This is a genomic window from Streptomyces sp. IBSNAI002 (assembly GCF_052244475.1).
In the GTDB taxonomy this organism is placed as follows: domain Bacteria; phylum Actinomycetota; class Actinomycetes; order Streptomycetales; family Streptomycetaceae; genus Streptomyces.
The window spans coordinates 1187108-1203225 of record NZ_JBQPXG010000002.1 but is presented as its reverse complement, the minus strand read 5'-3'; the positions used below and the strand labels follow the sequence as shown (position 1 = coordinate 1203225).

Annotated in this window: 13 protein-coding genes and 3 pseudogenes; 7 read left to right on the top strand and 9 right to left on the bottom strand. The window is 73.6% G+C overall.

The genetic code is table 11. From position 1 onward, the window contains the following. Nucleotides 1–60: 60 nt before the first annotated feature. A complete protein-coding gene (locus ACTVZO_RS05935) occupies nucleotides 61–666 on the bottom strand; it encodes a DUF305 domain-containing protein (protein ID WP_443297363.1) in 606 nt (201 codons plus the stop codon). 257 nt (nucleotides 667–923) lie between these two features. Here ACTVZO_RS05935 and ACTVZO_RS05930 point away from each other — a divergent pair. Continuing rightward, a pseudogene (locus ACTVZO_RS05930) lies at nucleotides 924–1373 on the top strand (cation diffusion facilitator family transporter); the annotation flags it as partial. Nucleotides 1374–1400: 27 nt separating this feature from the next. Here the strand turns inward: ACTVZO_RS05930 and ACTVZO_RS05925 are convergent. Further along, the gene (locus tag ACTVZO_RS05925; RefSeq protein WP_443297362.1) at nucleotides 1401–1760 is read right to left on the bottom strand and encodes an ArsR/SmtB family transcription factor; all 360 of its coding nucleotides are present in this window, start codon (nucleotides 1758–1760) and stop codon (nucleotides 1401–1403) included. A gap of 125 nt (nucleotides 1761–1885) precedes the next feature. Here ACTVZO_RS05925 and ACTVZO_RS05920 point away from each other — a divergent pair. Beyond that, a pseudogene (locus ACTVZO_RS05920) lies at nucleotides 1886–2059 on the top strand (MFS transporter); the annotation flags it as partial. Nucleotides 2060–2152: 93 nt separating this feature from the next. On the opposite strand, the gene ACTVZO_RS05915 reads toward ACTVZO_RS05920, so the two are convergent. Further along, nucleotides 2153–3049, bottom strand: coding sequence for a hypothetical protein (locus tag ACTVZO_RS05915; protein ID WP_443297361.1), 897 nt, complete (start codon nucleotides 3047–3049; stop codon nucleotides 2153–2155). Nucleotides 3050–3247: 198 nt separating this feature from the next. Beyond that, nucleotides 3248–4054, bottom strand: coding sequence for a GNAT family N-acetyltransferase (locus ACTVZO_RS05910; RefSeq protein WP_443297360.1), 807 nt, complete (start codon nucleotides 4052–4054; stop codon nucleotides 3248–3250). An 89-nt stretch (nucleotides 4055–4143) separates the two neighbouring features. On the opposite strand from ACTVZO_RS05910, the gene ACTVZO_RS05905 reads away from it, so the two are divergent. Together ACTVZO_RS05905 and ACTVZO_RS05900 are read left to right on the top strand one after the other, a co-directional pair. Then, nucleotides 4144–4521 (top strand): BlaI/MecI/CopY family transcriptional regulator, encoded by a 378-nt coding sequence (locus ACTVZO_RS05905; RefSeq protein ID WP_443297359.1) that lies wholly within the window; start codon nucleotides 4144–4146, stop codon nucleotides 4519–4521. A 3-nt stretch (nucleotides 4522–4524) separates the two neighbouring features. Further along, nucleotides 4525–5502, top strand: a complete 978-nt coding sequence (locus ACTVZO_RS05900; protein ID WP_443297358.1) for a M56 family metallopeptidase — start codon at nucleotides 4525–4527, stop codon at nucleotides 5500–5502. A 297-nt stretch (nucleotides 5503–5799) separates the two neighbouring features. Here ACTVZO_RS05900 and ACTVZO_RS05895 read toward each other — a convergent pair whose 3' ends face one another. Next, the gene (locus tag ACTVZO_RS05895; protein WP_443297357.1) at nucleotides 5800–6099 is read right to left on the bottom strand and encodes a hypothetical protein; all 300 of its coding nucleotides are present in this window, start codon (nucleotides 6097–6099) and stop codon (nucleotides 5800–5802) included. 348 nt (nucleotides 6100–6447) lie between these two features. On the opposite strand from ACTVZO_RS05895, the gene ACTVZO_RS05890 reads away from it, so the two are divergent. Both ACTVZO_RS05890 and ACTVZO_RS05885 read left to right on the top strand, forming a co-directional pair. Continuing rightward, complete coding sequence (locus tag ACTVZO_RS05890; RefSeq protein WP_443297356.1) at nucleotides 6448–6840, top strand: hypothetical protein; 393 nt, start codon at nucleotides 6448–6450, stop codon at nucleotides 6838–6840. 111 nt (nucleotides 6841–6951) lie between these two features. After that, nucleotides 6952–8061, top strand: a complete 1110-nt coding sequence (locus tag ACTVZO_RS05885) for a PLP-dependent cysteine synthase family protein (RefSeq protein WP_443297355.1) — start codon at nucleotides 6952–6954, stop codon at nucleotides 8059–8061. A 316-nt stretch (nucleotides 8062–8377) separates the two neighbouring features. On the opposite strand, the gene exaC is transcribed toward ACTVZO_RS05885, so the two are convergent. From exaC to ACTVZO_RS05865, 4 genes and pseudogenes are all read right to left on the bottom strand, one after another. Next, nucleotides 8378–9901: an acetaldehyde dehydrogenase ExaC gene (gene exaC / locus ACTVZO_RS05880; RefSeq protein ID WP_443297354.1), complete on the bottom strand. Its 1524-nt coding sequence runs from the start codon at nucleotides 9899–9901 to the stop codon at nucleotides 8378–8380. Between the two features lie 55 nt (nucleotides 9902–9956). After that, nucleotides 9957–11284: pseudogene (locus ACTVZO_RS05875) on the bottom strand (GAF domain-containing protein). A gap of 171 nt (nucleotides 11285–11455) precedes the next feature. Beyond that, nucleotides 11456–12727 (bottom strand): SWIM zinc finger family protein, encoded by a 1272-nt coding sequence (locus ACTVZO_RS05870; RefSeq protein ID WP_443297353.1) that lies wholly within the window; start codon nucleotides 12725–12727, stop codon nucleotides 11456–11458. Further along, entirely contained in the window at nucleotides 12724–15714 is a 2991-nt protein-coding gene (locus tag ACTVZO_RS05865) for a DEAD/DEAH box helicase (RefSeq protein ID WP_443297352.1), read from the bottom strand. The genes ACTVZO_RS05870 and ACTVZO_RS05865 overlap by 4 nt, the downstream gene beginning before the upstream one ends. Before the next feature lie 193 nt (nucleotides 15715–15907). Between ACTVZO_RS05865 and ACTVZO_RS05860 the strand changes: the two genes are divergently transcribed. After that, on the top strand, nucleotides 15908–16090 hold the full coding sequence (locus ACTVZO_RS05860) for a hypothetical protein (RefSeq protein WP_443297351.1): 183 nt from the start codon (nucleotides 15908–15910) through the stop codon (nucleotides 16088–16090). Nucleotides 16091–16118: the final 28 nt, after the last annotated feature.

Here is a 16118-nt window from a genome sequence, read left to right as displayed (position 1 = left end):
GCGTACACGTCTCGTCCCGGCCGTCAGGCAGTCCGGAGGTGGGGGAGGCGGCCCCTCTGGTCAGGAGTCGGGGCCTGCCCCCCGCTTGACCAGCATCGACTTCATGAGGGAGATATCCTCGCGCTGGCCGGCGACCATGCTTCTCGCCAGCCAGCCGAGGGAGGGATCGACACTGCGGTCCACGTATCCCTGGGCCATGTCCATCCCCGCTTGGTGATGGCGGACCATCAACCGGAGGTAGAGCACCTCGGCTTCCCCGGCGGGTGCCGCTTTCAGCCGGGCGAGTTCGGTGTTGGTGGCCATGCCCGGCATCAGGGCACCGTCACGCTGCTCGAAATGGCCGCCGTGCCCCATCCACGCCATCGGCGCGGCCCCGGAGTGGACCGGCAGGTCCCAGCGCTGCAGTGCGTCGAGCATCATGCCGCGCTGATTCGACTGCGTGGTGATGATGTCGTACGACAGGGTGGAGATGTCGGGATCGTCGGTGCGGGAGCGGACGATGAACGACATTTCCACCGCCTGGGCGTGGTGGATGGACATGTCCCGCGCGAAGCCCGCCTCCGGCGAACTGCCGGACACGGCCGTGTGGTCGGCGCTGGCGCCGCCGGCAGTCGCGCGCCCCGTCACCAGACCGGCCGCGAGCAGCGCCGCTGCGGCCGTCGTCACCGCAAGAGTCCTGAGGTGCCGACGGGTCGGCGCCTCGGACGACCTGCCCGATATCGAGTCTGCTTCCACGTGTTCAGTTGCAGCCATGCAGGCCTCCGAAATCTGGCAACGGGCACGAGTCGACCACCCGGTACGGCCTATGGGCGTCCCCACCCGGGCCGGGTGATCTCACCACCTGCGTGATCTCTTGCGCAAGCCGACCGGGCGTCGCCGGAATCTTCATCGTCCTCACCATCGCCGCCTCCTCCGCGCTCGCCGGCTCCTCCGCGCTCGCCGTCCTCCTCGGTGCCGGTGGTTCCGCGCTGGGCTGGCGGGCGGCCGACCCGGTCATCGGGCTCCTCATCAACGCGGCCATCCTCCTGGTACTGAAGGACGCGGCTCGTGAGGTCTACCGGCGGCTGATGGACTCGGTGGACCCCGCTCTCGTCGAACGGGCCGAGGCCGCCCTGCGCGGCGTCGACGGCGTCGAGCACGTGGGCCGGGTCCGGATGCGGTGGATCGGCCACGCCCTGCTCGCGGAGACCGACATCGTCGTCGGCTCGCAGCTGACCGTCGCCCGGGCGCACGCCATCGCTGTGGACGCCGAGCACGCGCTCATCCGTGCCGTACCCCGCCTGATGGCAGCCACCGTCCACACCGACCCGCACGCCGACGGCCGAGGCGCGCCCGACCCCCACGCGCCTCTGCGCCACCACGCCGCCCACTGAGGCGCAGTCGGGGCGGGGAGTGGGCGGTCAGTCGTGCGGGGCCTCGCCGCTGACCCGGTGGTCGGCGTGGCTGAGCGCCTCCAGGACCAGGCGCCGCAGGTGTCCGTCCCGCAGCCGGTAGTGGATGTGCCGGCCCTCGCGGCGCGTCTCCACCAGCCCCGCCAGCCGGAGTTTCGCCAGGTGCTGGCTGACGGCCGTGCGGGCGGCGTGGCACCGCTCGGCGAGAGAGCCGACGTCGGACTCGTCCTGCGCGAGCAGCCACAGAAGGTGCAGGCGGGTGGGGTCGGAGAGCATCGCGAAGACTGCCGCCCCCTCCGCCAGGCGGGCTTGATCCGGGGCGTGCAGGTGCGCAGACTGCGCAAGTGGGAGGGCTTTGCTGACGGGCATGGTGACAGAGTAATTCCTCGGCCGCGCGGAGTACCGGTGACGCAGCACACCCGCCAATATGTGCGTAACTGCGCACGTGACGTGTAGTTTCTTCTGGTCACTCCCCCCGGCCCGGAAGGAGCCGAATGCTGTCCGTCCTGCGCAACGGCACCTACCGGCACCTGTTCACCGCCCAGGTCATCGCCCTGGTCGGCACCGGCCTGGCCACGGTCGCCCTCGGCCTCCTCGCGTACGACATCGCGGGCTCCGAGGCCGGATCCGTGCTGGGTACGGCATTGGCGATCAAGATGGTTGAATTCGGGGCAGGGCGGTGCGGGGGAATTCAGAATTCGGGCAGGCGCGAATTCCGGCCCGCCGGGGTGGGTGCAATTCTCTCGGCCGGCTCCGTTGTATTACTGCCGCCGCTCCAGCCGGCCGCCGTGTCGTGGATGAATCAGGCGACCGTCCGCGCGGGGCGCAGCGACCGGAGGACGGATGCCGGTCAGTTCCTCCGCGCGGGCTCTGAGGCGCGGTGACAGTCCGGCGCCCCACCCATGGGCCACGGCCCGAAGCAGCACGGCCAGCGCGGCCAGTTCCCCGATCCGCCCGGCAGGGGTGTCGAGCACGGCAGCGAACTCCTCGCGGACGCGGGCGGCGACGGCCGGGACCAGGAGACTGCCGGCGTGCAGCAGCCCGGCATCGTAGCCGACGGGGACCCGACCCCAGTGGTCCCAGCCGAGCAGGGTCAGCGGTGTTCCCGTGAGGTTGCCCCAGTGAAGGTCGCCGTGGCCGGTGACGCGTTCGATGAGGGACGGCGCCGGGATGCCGAGGACCTCGGTGAAGGCGCGCACGCACCAGGCGTCCGGCACCGACTGCCCGCGCGCCTCGGCTCCGGCCAGGAGGCGGAGCGACTGATGAAGGCCGTCCCACCACTGCTGCGGGAGGGCGGGATCCCGCATGAGAGCAGGGCCTTGGAGGGAGAGCGGGGGCTGCGGTACGAGCCCCAGCAGTTCGGCCTCGAAGGCGTACTCGCCCTCGGACCAGTGGTGGACCTCGTGCACGACCGGACGCGGTACCTCGCGCGGGACCCGGGAGACGGCGCCGGTCAGTCCCTCTTCCCTCGCCCGTGCGGTGCCCCGTCGGGGACTGCGGGTGACCTTGATCCAGTACGGACCCGCCTGACGGCCCAGGGTGCGCCCCCGCGAGCCCCATACGAGTGGCCCGTGGCAGGTCAACCCGATGGCGCGTTCGGCGTGTCCGTGCGCGGCCACCAGAGCGGCGCGTGCCGCCTCGTGCGGTGGCAGGGTCATCTTTCCTCTCCTCCGGAGGTTTCGGGTGCTCCCGGCGGGTCAGGGCGCGGGGGTGGGTGTCCTTCTGGGCGGTGCGGGTGGGGTGTCCGACTGGCGTCGAAGAGCTTGGTGAAGATGCGGGAGAGGCGGGGCGGGGGCGCTCATGCGCAGGGGTGTTCCTTGCTGTGCCGGACGGAATGGTCGGGTGCCGGTTGCGGGTCAGGTGGCGGGCCCTCGGCGGGCGCCGGGCGCCGCCCACGGGGGAAGCAGGGTGCGTTCGTAGGTCACGAAGGGCAGGCCGTCCGGTGTCCGGGTCTCGCCGCGGCGCCGCCAGCCGCGCTGCTCGTAATACGGTCCGGCGCCTGTCGGCCCGGCCGCCGTCACCAGGGATATGCGGGCGCAGTCGGCCAGGAGCGCGAACTGGGCGAACCGCTCGATCAGTTCGTTGCCGATGCCGAGCGAGCGGGCATCGGGGGTGACCGCGACGTGTGACAGCACCGCCTCGCGACCCACGCGGTGGGCGGGCCGCGGACCGGCCGCTCCCACCGGAGCACGCCCCGGGACGAGCTTGCGGTAGTAGCGGGCGAGGCGGGTGCGCGAGAACTGCCAGGCAAGTCTCGGGCGTGCCAAGAGGCCGAGCGCAGCGCGGCCGAGAAGGGAGATCCCGTGGGCGCGCAACAGGTGGCGGCGGTGCGGGGCACCATCGACGATCCCCACAAGGAATCCGGCCGGGCGTCCGTCGACCTCGGCGATGAATCCCGTTGCATGCGGGCTCGTGAGGTACGTCCGCGTGTAGGAGGTGAGGAAAGCGGGCCCCAGCCGGGCGAAGAAGCCGTCCGGGAAGTGGCGGCGGTGCTCGCCGACGACGAACGGCAGGTCTTCGTTGGCCATGAAGCGTACGGAGAACGGCTGCAGCGGGCGATGCGGGAGCGGCCGGGGTGCGGTCTCGCGCAGCGTGACGGCAGGCCGCTCGGAGTCGAAGAGGGCAGGGTTCGAGAGCGCAGAAGCGCGGTTGGCGGCGTCCACACCAACAAACTACTACACGGAGTAGAATTTGATGTCGTGCGGCAGACTGGTCGTGCGCGGAGCGCGGTGAAGAGCTGTAGGGAGACGACGTGCGGGCATTCGGCGAGCTTGAGGCGGACATCATGAGAGTGGTGTGGAGCAGCCCCGGACCCATTGCCGTGCAGGCGATCGTCGACGAGCTGGTCAAGCAGCGCCCGCTGGCCTACACGACGGTGATGACGGTCGTGGACCGGCTGCGGGAGAAGGGGTGGCTGACCCGCGAGAAGCAGGGGCGCGCGTACCGCTACAGCGCCACCCGCTCCGCCGAGGAGTACACCGCTGATCTGATGGGGCAGGCGCTGAACGCGTCCGACGACCGCGTCGGCACGCTGGCCCGCTTCGCCGGCCGGCTCACCGCCGCGGAGGCCGACGCCCTGAGGCAGGCGCTGAGTGACGGTGGAGCCAGCGCCTTCGCCGACGGGGCGTGACCCGTGATCGTGATTATGGCCTTGCTGATGTACGCGGCCGTTCTCGGGGTGCTCGGCGACCGGCTGCTGGTCCGTACGCCGTGGGCGGCCCGCCACCCGCGGGCGGCCCTGCGGGCCTGGCACAGCTGCGCCGTGGCCTTCTTCGCCTCGATCGCGGTCGCGCTGGTGGTGATCGCCCACGACCTGTGGGAACACGCCGTGGTGTGGCTCTTCCACGCCGGCAAGCCACAGGTCCATGTCGCCTACGGCGGGGTCTGGCACGTCGAGGGGATCGCGGACGCGGCTCTGCTCCTCCTGCTGCTGGCCTCCGCCACGATGGGGGCGCTGGCCGCCCGCAGGCTCGTCGCCGCCCGGCGGGAGGAGGCGCGGGTGCGACTCCTCGCCGACGCCCTCGGCTCCGACGGCCTCGACGGCCATGACGGCGTGCGGGTGCTCGAACACGACGCGCCCACCGCCTTTTGTATCCCTGGGGGGAGGCACGGCAGCCGGATCGTCGTCAGCCGGGGGGCTCTGGGAACACTCACCGGGAACGAGCTCGCCGCCGCGATCGCACACGAGCGCGGGCACCTGCACTTGGGGCACCACCGGAAGATCCTCCTGGCTGATGTGGTGACGGCCGCATTCGGCTGGTGCGGGATGCTGCGCGGTTACGCGCACCAGGTGCGCCGACTGTCGGAGATGGCGGCCGACGACCACGCCGCCCGGGAGCACGGGCGCCGTGCGGTGGCGACCGCACTGCTGCGGATGTGCACCGTTGCCCCCGGGCCCGTCGGGCCGGGGGCGCTGGCCATGGCCGGGCCCGACCCGGCCGAACGCATCCGCCGCCTGATCGCGGGCAAGGCCGCCCCCGCGGGGCGGCTGCGGCGGGCCGCGGTCGCCTGCGCGACAGCAGCCCTGATCGCCCTGCCCGCCGCCTTCGCGCTGGGACCGGCCCTGCTCGTCGCCGACACCGCGCACTGCACGGGCCACTGCCACGAGTGAGCGGAGCCGGGGGGATGCCGTCCGGCTGCACGGCGCGATGCGCGTGCGGTCAGGTCAGCGTGTGAGCTGGTTCGGCCGGGGCTTGCGCTTGCGCCGGAGGAATCCCCCAAGATCCCGCCGGTTCATCGCTCCGTGCCGGGGCCTTTCGGCGGGCTGCCTCGACCCGAACGAAGGCGCCCATGGCTGCGTAGATGTCTGCGGTCATGCCGACTGCTCCTGGTGCTGGCGCTGATTGCGGACGGCGGCGGCCGGATGTGGGCGCACTTTCGCGGCGCCCGCACGTCCGGGCGGGGGCTGTCAGCAGCGCAGTACGGGAGGCGAGTCGGGTTCGGTTCGGGCGGCACCGGCCCGGTGGGTGCCGTGACCGGGCGGGCGACAGCAGGCCGGTGCCCGGCGGACCCCCGACGGGATCGCCTCCGCGGGTGCGGAGCGCAGCTGGAGCGAGGGGCGGCCGGAGGTGTTCCAGGCGTGGTCGCCGACGTGCCCGGCGCACTCCGACCGCTCGACAGCCGTCGGGCTCGTCGTGGTCGTGGCCGGGGCGGCGGCGGCCGCCAGAGGCGGGCGGGCCGAGGGGAAGTCGGGAGACGTAGCGGCCATGGCACGTGAGACGGTCGCCAGGATCAAGAGGGTTGCCACGCACAGAGCGCGTGAGAGTCGGGGCAGGACGGGGCTGCCGCTGGTCATTCCCGCACCTCCTGCCCAGTCGAGCGACTCCAGGTGATCCATGGATGGCCGAGGGCGGCCCGAATTGGCGCCCCTCGGAGTCCTGTTTCACCCGAATCGGCGAATTCGGCACATGCTCCTCATGCCGTACATCGGCGCCGTCGTGGGTGTGCGGGTCCCGGAAATCCGCGCAGTGGGTGGGTGTTCCGGGCCTGCGGGCGGGCGCCGCACCGAATGGTCACGACATGCGCATGTGTGCACACTCAACGTAGTCTCGTCGGTATGTGCGATCACGGACGAGGAACCTGGCGGGTGATGACGGTCGTCCTGTTCGCGCTGCTGTGGTGCGTCGTCGCCGGGTCTCCCAGCCACGCGCATCCGGTCGTCCCCACGCCCCTCGCGGCTGCCGTGGCTGTCGCGGACGGCGACTCCCACATGCCGGAGCATCAGCCGGGCGAGCACGTCACCCGCCAGGTGACGCCCTCGGCCAAGGAGGAGGCCCGCACGCGCCCTCCGTTGCCACCGGTGCACAAGGGCGCGTGCGAGGTGCCCTGCCCTCCCTTCCGCGACGCGGCACAGGACTCCCGCTTCACCAGTCGCCGCAGAGCAGGCCCCTTGCCCTTCCGGCTGGGGCCGAGCGCCGCCCGGCCTCCACTCGCCACCTGGATCCAGTAGGGGAATGCCGCCCGGACCGGACACCGGTCCCTCACCCGGCCCCTCCACGCCTCGGGCCTCAAGTGAGCAGTCCTCCCACGGCACCCCCTGGAACCAGAAAGCAGCATCTCCATGACCACGTCCCTGACCACCCCCTTCGTCATGCCCGAAAGCGGCCTGGGCCGCACCCTGACCGCAGCCGTCGGCAACACCCCCGTCCTGTGGGTGTCCGACCCGCTCACCCCCTCCGACCGCGGATTCTGGGCGAAACTCGAAGGATTCAACCCCGGCGGGATCAAGGACAGGCCCGCCCTCCACATGGTCAAGCGCGCCCGTGCCCGCGGAAACCTGCGCCCCGGCGCCCGGATCATCGAGTCCACCAGCGGCACCCTCGGCCTCGGACTCGCCCTCGCCGGAAAGGTCCACGGGCACCCAGTCACCGTCGTCACCGACCCCGGCATCGAAGTCGACATGCACCGCCTGCTCAGCGCCCACGGCGCCACCGTCGACATGGTCAGCGCCCCCCACCCCACCGGCGGATGGCAGGAAGCCCGCCGCCTGCGCGTCGCCGAACTCCTCGCCCAGGACCCCGGCGCCTGGTGCCCCGACCAGTACAACAACCCCGACAACGCCGCCGGATACGCCGGCCTCGCCGGCGAACTCTTCCAACAGCTCGGCAACGTCGACGTCCTGGTGTGCAGCGTCGGCACCGGCGGACATTCGGCCGGCATCAGCCGGGTCCTGCGGGCTCTCACCCCCCGCCTGAAGATGATCGGCGTGGACTCCACCGGCTCCACGATCTTCGGACAGCCCGCCCGGACCCGCATGATGCGGGGCCTGGGCAGCAGCATCCTGCCCCGCAACGTCGCCTACGACCAGTTCGCCGAAGTCCACTGGGTCGCCCCCGCCGAAGCCGTGTGGACCTGCCGCGAACTGGCCCGCTCCCACCACCCGTCCGGGGGCTGGAGCGTCGGTGCCGTCGCGCTCGTCGCCGGCTGGGCCGCCCGCACCCACCCCATCGGCACCCGTATCGCCGCGGTCTTCCCCGACAGCCCCCACCGCTACCTGTCCACCGTCTACAACGACGACTACTGCGAGGAGTACGGCCTGCTCGGCGTACGACCGGCCGACCACCCCGAGGAACTCGCCACCCCCACCGAAGCCGAAGCCGTGCGCTGGACCCGCTGCGCCCGTGTCACCGACCCCCTCACGAGGATCACCGCCACGGAACACGGCGGGTGAAGGCGCGCTGAACCCCCTTCGGTTGAGGGTGGGTTCGGCGAACCCCGTCAAGCGTCGCTTGTGGCGGCTCTGCCCGCCGTCATCGGCCTGCACCAGGGGTGGCCGTCGTCCACCTTGGGCGCGGGGGCGGGTCCCCGCTCTGTCGTTGCCCGGAGCTCGTCGGGGCTCCGGGCGACGACACGGCTGCCGACGGCTTCCTGCTTTGGATGTACCTGCTTCTTGTGACCCACCACGTGGAGTGCGTGGCGATTCTTGAACCGGTGCGAGGCGGTGCCTGACGGACGGAAGTCCAGGTCGGGCGCCTCTTCTTGTGTATCTAGAAGAAGCCGAGCTTCTTCGGCGAGTAGCTGACCAGCAGGTTCTTGGTCGACTGGTAGTGGTCCAGCATCATTTTGTGGGTCTCTCGGCCGATGCCCGACTGCTTCACTCCTCCGAACGCGGCGTGGGCCGGGTAGGCGTGGTAGCAGTTCGTCCACACGCGGCCCGCCTGGATCGCGCGGCCCGCGCGGTAGGCGGTGTTGATGTCGCGGGTCCAGACGCCCGCGCCCAGTCCGTAGGACGTGTCGTTCGCGATCCGCACCGCGTCGTCGAAGTCGTGGAACGAGGTCACCGACACCACCGGGCCGAAGATCTCCTCCTGGAAGATCCGCATCCGGTTGTCGCCCTCGAAGATCGTCGGCTGGACGTAGAAGCCGCCCGCCAGGTCGCCGCCGTGGTCCACGCGTTCGCCGCCCGTGAGGATCTTCGCGCCCTCCTGCCGGCCGATCTCCACGTACGACAGGACCTTCTTCAGCTGCTCCTCGGAGGCCTGCGCACCGATCATCGTGTCCGTGTCCAGCGGATGCCCCGGCACGATCAGTTCCGTGCGCGCCACCGCCGCGTCCAGGAAGTCCCCGTACCGGCCCCGCTCGATCAGGGCGCGCGACGGACTGGTGCACACCTCGCCCTGGTTGAGGGCGAACATGGTGAACCCCTCCAGGGCCTTGTCGCGCAGGTCGTCGTCGGTCGTCCAGATGTCGTCGAAGAAGAGATTCGGGCTCTTGCCGCCGAGCTCCAGGGTGACCGGCTTCAGGTGCTCGGCCGCGTACTGCATGATCAGCCTGCCGGTCGAGGTCTCGCCGGTGAAGGCGACCTTCGCGACGCGCGGGCTGGAGGCGAGCGGCTTGCCCGCCTCCTCGCCGAAGCCGTTGACGATGTTCACCACGCCCGGCGGCAGCAGGTCCGCGACCAGGCCCAGCCAGTAGTGCACCGACGCCGGGGTCTGCTCGGCGGGCTTGAGCACCACCGTGTTCCCCGCGGCCAGTGCCGGGGCCAGCTTCCACACGGCCATCAGGATCGGGAAGTTCCACGGGATGATCTGGGCGACCACGCCCAGCGGTTCGTGGAAGTGGTAGGCCACCGTGTCGTCGTCGAGCTGGCTCAGGGCCCCCTCCTGCGCACGCAGCGCCCCCGCGAAGTAGCGGAACTGGTCGATCGCCAGGGGGATGTCGGCGGCGAGCGTCTCGCGGACGGGCTTGCCGTTCTCCCAGCTCTCCGCGACCGCGAGGGCCTCCAGCTTCTGCTCCATCCGGTCCGCGATGCGCAGCAGGATCGTGGACCGCTCCGTGACGGAGGTCCGCCCCCAGGCGGGCGCCGCCGCGTGCGCCGCGTCCAGGGCCCGTTCCACGTCCTCCGCCGTACCGCGCGCCACCTCCGTGAAGGCCTCCCCGGTGACGGGGGACGGATTCGCGAAGTACCCGCCCCGCACGGGCTCGGCGTACTCGCCGCCGATGAAGTGGCCGTAGCGGGGTGCGTACGACATGAGCGCCCCCTCGGTACCGGGCGCAGCGTAACGGGCCATGGAATACCTCCCCTTGCCGGGCGCCGTCCACCGCCGGACGGCGCTCGAGGGGAGGCTAGGAGCGGGCAGGTTGCGGATACGTTGCACGCCCGCGGCCGGTACGCCCGGGCTGCCGTACGGGAGGCCCGTACGCGCCGAGCTCCCCGTCCAGGGTGCGTACGCGGGCCAGCGCGGCCGGCCGGTCCGCGGGCGGCAGAGCCGCGGCCAGCGCCCGCCACGCCTCCGGGTCGTCCGCGCCCCACGGACTGCACACCCAGTCGGTCAGCAGCCCGGCATCGGCGCGGGCGATCACCGCGGCCCGCGCCTGGTCCTCGATCCGCCGCCGGAGCCGGACGATGCCCGGCGCGGTGGAGGCGGGCAGGAGCGGCCCGGGATAGCAGTGGAGCGCGGCCGAGACCGCGCCGGCCGCCAGGTTCCGGGTCAGCGCCGTGAAATCGGCGTCCAGCGGGCCGGCCGTCCGGTAGGGCCGCGAGAGCGGGGCCGACGGCCCCAGCAGCGTGCGCAGCCGGGAGATTTCGGCGCGCAACGTCACCGGTGACACCGATTCGTCCTCGTACAGGGCGATCGCCAGCTCCTCGCCCGACAACCCGGCCGGATGGTGCGCCAGCAGGACCATGATCTCGCTGTGCCGCCGCCCCAGCCGGACCCGGCGGCCGCCGGCCACCAGCAGCGCCTCGTCCTGGCCGAGCGCGGTGAGCGTGTCGCCCGCCGCCGCCGGCGCTCCGGGGCCGAGCAGGGCCAGCTGCGCCTCCGCCGCCCGCGCGACCGCCTGCACGAAGGCGAGCGAATGGGGGTGGGCGAGACCGTCGCCGCCGGTGATGTCCACCGCACCGAGCAGCCCGCCCGTCCGCGGATCGCGCACCGGGGCCGCCGCGCACGTCCACGGATGGACCCGACGGCTGAAGTGCTCGGCCCCGAAGACCTGGACGGGCTCGCCGACCGCCACCGCCGTACCGGGTGCGTTGGTGCCCATCGCCGTCTCCGCCCAGCGTGCGCCGGGGACGAACCCGAGCCCCTCCGCCCGCCGCAGCGTGCCCGGCTCGCCCTCCACCCACAGCAGCCTGCCCTGCGCATCGCACACCGCCAGCAGGTGGGCCCCGTTCGCCGCGAAGGTGCCGACGAGGTCCCGGAACAGCGGCATCACCCGGGCCATCGGGTGCTCCTCGCGGTACGGGCGCAGCTGCGCCTCGCCCAGCTCCACCCGGGGGACGCACTCGGGGCTGACCCGGGCCCGTGCGCACCGCCGCCAGGACCGGGCGATGACCGCGCGGACCGGGGCCTCCACCCGCCCGTCCCGGGTGAACGCGGCGTGCGCCCGCCGCAGTTCCCGGTGCGCTCGGCGGGATCGGTCCCGCCCGGCAGGGCCACCGAAGGATCGTCCATGTCCACCCTCCCGTGGTGCCGCGGTACCCGGAGCGCCATCGTCGTCCGGGGACCGGCCCCCGACAAGCGGTACACCGGCCAGTCCGCGCCGAAACCCGTGAGGACCGGTCCGGGACACAGGGCCCCACGCCTGCCCGGCCGTTGGCCCGCCCTGTCCTGCGCCTCGCCGCCCTACGCCGGATCGGCCGTCAGGGCCGAGGCCGGGTCCGGGGCCGACGGGCCCGCCGGGACCCAGCGGTCCCCCTCGCGGCGGTACGGCCACCAGCTGCCCTCCCGGCCCAGCCGGAGCTGGCGCCCGGTGTCCGCCTCCGTCCAGCGGGCGCGGATCCGCCGCAGCACCGGAGCCTCCTCGTCCGCCCAGGCCGCCGCCAGCGCCGCCCGGGCCCGGATCAGCGTGGACCGGTCCGGCGTCCAGTCGTCCTCCAGCGCGGCCAGGGCCGGGGCCCCGCCGAAGCCCCAGGCCAGTACGGCCCGTTCCGTCTCCGCCCGGTCCCGTCCGGTAGCCGCGGACAGGCGGGCGCGGAGCCGGATGTCATTGGCCTGCGCCGTGAGCCGTACGGCGTCCTCGGCAGTCGTGAGAGGAGGTGGAGGGACCCGGTCGGCATGGCCCGGAGCCAGCGCTTCCGCGAGCAGCCGGTACGCCTCCGACGCGGCCGCCTGCGCCAGGAACTCCACCGCGTCCACGTCCAGCCCGTCCGCTTCGGCCTCGGTGTCCAGCGTCGGCGGCTGGCCCGGCGCCTGCGGCAGCCCCGGCAGCGCGGGCAGCGGCGGCAGGACGGCCCGCGCCGCGAAGGCCTCCGCCGCCGCAACCCCCTCGTCCGCGGCCGGCTGCGGGGCCCGCGCCTCCGCGCTGCTGCGCTCCTCCAGCTCCCGGAGCAGCTCCCGTTCACCGCGCCCGCGCAGGAGCAGCAGCACGAACGGGTCCTGGTCCAGCAGCCGCGCCACCTGGTAGCAGAGCGCCGCCGTGTGCGGGCAGTGGTCCCACTCGCCGCAGTCGCAGCGCGGGTCCAAGTCACCGATCCCGGGCAGCGGGTCCGCCCCGGCCGCCGCCGCGTCCTCGGCCAGCTCCGGGGGCACCTCGCGGTCCAGCAGCGCCGCGATGTACCCCGACTCCCCGGCCGCCACGCCCAGCAGCCGGTCCCATTGCGTCCCGGTGAACTCCTGGACCAGCACGTCCGTCCGGTGCGCCGTCCCGTCCCGGTCGCGCACCACCGCCGTCAGCCCGCCCGGGCGCACGGTCACGGCCCCGACCGATCCCGCCCGCGCGTTCCGGCGCCCCTGTCTGACCTGCTCCCCGTCGAGCGCGCTGTCCTCCAGGGCGCGTAGCCAGGCGTGGCCCCACCAGGTACGGGCGAAGCCGCGGCCGGGGGCGGGCGGGAGCGCCGGGAAGGTCTTCTCGTGCGGGTACGGGGACGCGTACGGGTGCGTGTCGCGGGTGCTCATCCGTCACTCCCGGGGGTCGGGCGCAGCGCCACGAGGTCGGCCAGTTCGGCATCGGTCAGTTCGGTCAGCGCGCTCTCGCCGCCCGCGAGCACGGCGTCCGCGAGGGCCCGCTTGCGCTCCAGGAGCCGGGCGATGCGGTCCTCGACGGTGCCCTCCGCGATGATCCGGTGGACCTGGACGGGCTGGGTCTGGCCGATCCGGTAGGCGCGGTCGGTGGCCTGTTCCTCGACGGCCGGGTTCCACCAGCGGTCGAAGTGGATGACGTGGCCGGCGCGGGTGAGGTTGAGCCCGGTGCCCGCGGCTTTCAAGGAGAGCAGGAACACCGGGACTTCGCCCGCCTGGAAGCGGTCGACGAGCTCCTCGCGGCGCGGCACCGGCGTCCCGCCGTGCAGCAGCTGCGAGGCGATCCCGCGTCCGGCGAGGTGCTTCTCCAGGATCCGGGCCATCGCCACGTACTGGGTGAAGACGAGCGCGGAGCCGCCCTCGGCCAGGATCGTGTCCAACAGCTCGTCCAGCAGGTCCAGTTTGCCGGAACGGGCGCCCGACTGCTCCTTCGCGTACTGCGAGGGGTGGTTGCAGATCTGCTTGAGGGAGGTCAGCAGCTTGACGACGAGGCCGCGCCGCTCCATCCCGTCCGACGCGGTGATCGCGGCCAGCGTCTCGCGTACGACCGCCTCGTACAGCACGGTCTGTTCGCGGCTGAGGACGACGGGGTGGTCGGTCTCGGTCTTCGGCGGCAGTTCGGGCGCGATGCCGGGGTCCGACTTCTTGCGGCGCAGCAGGAACGGGCGTACGAGGGCGTTCAGCCGGGCCGCCGCCTGCGGGTCGCGGCCGCTCTCGACGGGCTCGGCGTAGCGGGTGCGGAAGGTGCCGAGACGGCCGAGGAGCCCGGGCGTGGTCCAGTCGAGGACGGCCCACAGTTCGGAGAGGTTGTTCTCGACGGGGGTGCCGGTGAGCGCGACGCGCGCGGCTGCCGGGATGGTGCGCAGCGCCTTCGCGGTGGAGGAGCGCGGGTTCTTGACGTGCTGGGCCTCGTCGGCGACGACCATGCCCCAGCCGGTGGCGGCGAGGACGGGCGCGTCCGCGCGCATCGTGCCGTAGGTGGTCAGGACGAAGCCGCCGCCGAGGTCCGCGAGGGTGCGGGCGGGTCCGTGGTAGCGGCGCACGGGCGTGCCGGGGGCGAACTTCTCGATCTCGCGCTGCCAGTTGCCGAGCAGGGACGCGGGACAGACCACGAGGGTCGGCGCGGGGCCGGGGTGGCCGGGGCCGGCGTGGCCGGTGTCGGAGTGGCCGGGGTCGCGGTCGGGGTTCCGGTGCAGGTGCAGGGCGATCAGGGTGACGGTCTTGCCGAGGCCCATGTCGTCGGCGAGGCAGGCACCGAGGCCGAGCGAGGTCATCCGGTCCAGCCAGCGCAGTCCGCGCAGCTGGTAGTCGCGCAGGGTGGCCCGCAGCCCGGGAGGCTGGGCGACGGCGGGTTCGCCGGGCTCCTGCGGATCGGCGGTCAGCCGTGCCCGCAGCCGTTCGAGGGCACCCGCGGCAGCCACCTCGGCCCGCTCGCCGTCGATCTCCGCCGAACCGGTGAGTACGGCGGCCAGCGCGTCGGCGGCCGTGAGCTTGCCGTCCCGCCGGGCGCGGGCCCGGCGGGCCTCGGCCGGGTCGATCAGGACCCACTGGTCGCGCAGCCGGACCGGGGGGCGCTTCGCCTCGGCGAGCCGGTCGAGTTCGGCGCGGGTGAGGTCGTCCTGGCCGCCGAGGGCGTAGCGCCAGCTGAAGGAGAGCAGCGCGCCGGGGGAGAGCAGGCCGGAGGGGAGGGCGGAGGGGACGGCGGACGGGACGGCGGACGGGAGGCCGGACGGGAGGGAATCGGGGGACGACTCCGGGCCCGGCGAGCCCACGACGGCGCGGGCGGTGAGGGTACGGGCGAGGCCGCGCGGCCAGTGCACCTGCACCCCGTCGGCGGCCAGCGCGGCGCAGGCCCCGCCGAGCAGTTCGGTGACCTCCTCGTCGGCGAGCACCACGGAGTCCGGTACGGCGGCGGTGAGCAGCGGGCCGAGCGCAGGCCACAGCCGGGCGGCCCGGCGCAGGGCGCGCAGGGCGTCCATCCGGGCCCCGGGCGGGAAGGCGGCCGCGGCCGTTCCCGTTCCGGCCCAGACGTCGGCGGCGTCGGCGACCGGGGCGGCGTCGGCCGGACCGTGCATCTGGAGGACGGCCCGGAAGGAGGGGGCTGCGCCGGGGGAGCCGGCGGCCGTGCCGTCAGGCGTGCGGCCGGGCCCGCCGACGGGGTCGTCGAGCTCGATCCGCAGGGAGATGCGTACGCCGGCGTCGTGGCCGGAGGCCACCTCGGCGGCCCAGTCGCGCAGTTCGGGGTGGGGGCGGGGCGGGCGGGCGGCGTAGGCGGGTCCGGCGGCCGCCGCGGGGGCGGCGGGGGAGCGGGGCAGGGTGTCGGCGACGGCGTCGAGGAAGGCGCGCAGCAGCGGTTCGGGGGCGGGCAGCCGCGGCGGGCCGTCCATGCCGAGGGGCAGGCAGTGGGCCTCGGGGGGCATGGCGGCGGCCAGTTCCCGTACCTCTTCGAGGTCGGCGGCGTCCAGCGGGCCGGTCCGCCAGGCGTCGTGGCAGGCGGGGCTCAGCCCGGGCAGGAGCTGCCCGCGGGCCAGGAAGCGCAGGGCCAGCAGGGCGGCGGCGCCCCAGAACGCGGCACTTGCGGAGGGCGCGGTTGCGCCGTCGGCGGCCGCGGTACGGGCGCGCGTGAGCAGCGGCAGGGCTTCGCCGACGGGCAGCACGAGGGCGGTCACGGCGGTCCGCCGCAGGTCGGCGGTGACGACGTGGAGCTCCTCGTGGGAGCCCGCGCCCGGGGCCCGCCCGTCCGGGGCCCGCCCGCCAGGAGTCCGCCCGTCCGGGTGCCAGAGGGCGATCCGACCGCCGCGGGCGGGGTCGGCGGGAAGGAAGACGGCCGTGCAGTGGATCAGGCCGGAGATCTCGGGGAGCACGCATTCCTCACGCTTGACTACCAGGGGTTACCAGGGGCTCAGGGCGGCCGAGGTTACCCCACCGAGGGCGCCGGAGGCTCCGGCACGGCCGTGCCCCGGGTCGCTTCGCGGACGGCCGGGGCGTCCGGGAACGCGGGGTCGCGATGGTGCGTTGAGGGGGGTAGTGGTCGACGACGGGTGGAGGTGTCCGCAAATGTCCACGAGCGGAAAGGTGGCGGTTGCCGGAGTCGCGGCAGCCATCGTGTTGTTCTGGGCGGTCGGTTTCTGGGCGGGGCTGCTGGTCCTGATCGGTGTGCCCGCGGCCGCCTATCTCCTGCTGGACTCCTCTCAGCGGCGTCGGCTGCGCGGCATGTCCAGGAAGCAGATAGGCCGCTGACGGCCCGGGGCCGCACAGGCGGCCCCGG